This is a genomic window from Bradyrhizobium sp. 23AC (assembly GCF_054863025.1).
In genome coordinates this window covers 1-313 of record NZ_JAVAYN010000098.1, presented here as the reverse complement: position 1 = coordinate 313, position 313 = coordinate 1, and the positions used below count along the sequence as shown (strand labels likewise).

The following is a 313-nucleotide window of genomic DNA, read 5'->3' as shown; positions in this document are numbered from 1 at the left end:
AATGAGAGAGAAGGATCAACCGATGAGGATTTATAACCGCAAGCTCAACCGAGGCGAGGCCAAGCTATGAGCACTTTTCGTGGGCCTGATCGGATCCGCCGAGTTGCATGCATTGGTACGGGGATCATTGGCGGCGGGTTTGTCGCGCACTTTCTGGCGCGTGGGCTCGACGTGGTCGTGTGGGATCCGGCGGCGGACGCTAAAGACCGCCTCGATGAACTCCTCAAGACGGCTTGGCCGACCCAGGAGCGCCTCGGCGCCCGTGCCGAGGATCGCGGCAGCCTGACCTGGGTCAAGACAGCGGCGGAGGCGG

1 protein-coding gene is annotated in these 313 nt (G+C 62.9%); it reads left to right on the top strand.

The window, feature by feature from the left end; all coding sequences use genetic code 11:
• Positions 1-66: 66 nt before the first annotated feature.
• A partial coding sequence (locus RAD10_RS41615) for a 3-hydroxyacyl-CoA dehydrogenase NAD-binding domain-containing protein (protein WP_461622002.1) occupies positions 67-313 on the top strand: 247 nt, incomplete at its 3' end.